Raw genomic sequence first — 1,541 nt, forward strand, 5'->3', positions numbered from 1 at the left:
CAAAGCCGTCGAGGCGGTACAGATTCTTCTCTGGCAGTCTGGTAGGTGTTCCGCTGCGCGCCATCTTCGTTGAATTTTCGTAGGTCACTATGCAAACAATCTATTTCGGCAATCGCAAATTCCCAAGAGCCTTTGAACTGGCGGCCCTTTCCCTTGGCGTAGCGGTCACGATGGTCCCGCTGTCCGCCCGAGCGGAGACCGACTGGGGCTCGACCCGCACCCAAGCGTTCCTCCTGTCGAACGCGCCGGCGCCGGCCGGAACTTATGCCCCGCAGAGCTACTCGCTGAACAGCTTCGGCAATCCGGCGCTGACCGATACGAATGTGACGCCGCTCGAACTGAGTCAGCCGCTGCACATTGCCGTCACCCTGAAGCACCGCAACGAGGAGACGCTCGACAGGTTCCTTCGCGACCTCAATCAGCCGGGTAGCCCCAGTTACCACAGGTACCTCACGCCGGCCGAGTTCAAGGCGCGTTTCTCGCCGGCCGACGCTCAGGTCGCGGCCGTAGTCGCTCATCTGAAGGCGAACGGCTTCTTCAACGTCTCCGTGTCGGAGAACAACATGCTGATCTCCGCCGACGGCAACGCAAACAACGTGCAAAGCGCCTTCCAGACGAACATCAAGCGCTTCAACTATAAAGGCAAGCCGGCCTATGGGAACGATTTGTCAGCCCGTGTCCCGTCATCGCTCGCCTCGAGCGTTGATTCGGTACTCGGTCTGCAGAATGCGGTCGTGCCGCACAGCATGCTCCAACGCTTCGCGCCGGAAGCGGTCATCGAACCGGACTCCATTGAGAAGAACACGACAGACGCGTCGAAGCTGGTTGGCCACGAGCCGACCGATTTCGCGAAGATCTATGACGCGAGCAGTCTGCCCGCCGCGACCAACACGACGGTGGGCATCATCGCCTGGGGCGACATGAATCGGACCATTGCCGACCTGAACACCTTCACGCAAAACGCACACCTGCCGAAGGTCAACACGACGGTCGTCGAGGATGGATCGGGCATCCCGGTCCCCGACGCCGATATGGAGTTTGCTCTCGACAGCCAGGTCATCATCGGCACATCCGGAGGCGTCAAGCTAATCTTCTATCCGGCCATGAGCGGTCCCGGCACCGACCGTGCCACCGACGCAACGGTGAACGCTGCTTACAACAAAGCGGTGACTGATGATAAGGCGACCATCATCAATGTGTCCCTCGGGAACGACGAATATACGTCCTATAAAACCGGCGCGCTCGCCGCCGCCGATGCCGTGTTCAAGCAGGCTGTTGCGCGAGGACAGACCTTCTCAGTCGCTTCAGGCGATGCGGGCGTCTATGTTGGATCGTATTCGCCGCACGGAAACCAAGGGTACATCGGCACGTCCGACGGCACCTCGATCACCACGATAAACGATCTGTCCAAATACAGCGTGCAGTATCCCGCGAGTTCGCCGTATGTCGTCGCAGTGGGCGGCACGATGCTCTCCACGACCGGCACCATGACGTGGGCCGGCGAAACCGTATGGAATGACGGCGCCGCGTACGCGGACTTA

General features: G+C 60.3%; 1 protein-coding gene. It reads left to right on the forward strand.

Annotated elements, in window-relative coordinates; translation table 11 throughout:
• Window positions 1–89: 89 nt before the first annotated feature.
• On the forward strand, window positions 90–1,541 hold a 1,452-nt coding region (locus VSR34_RS37890; protein WP_342965175.1), incomplete at its 3' end, for a protease pro-enzyme activation domain-containing protein.

The sequence above is a fragment of the Paraburkholderia sp. JHI2823 genome (assembly GCF_038900695.1).
GTDB classification, from domain to species: Bacteria; Pseudomonadota; Gammaproteobacteria; order Burkholderiales; family Burkholderiaceae; genus Paraburkholderia; species Paraburkholderia mimosarum.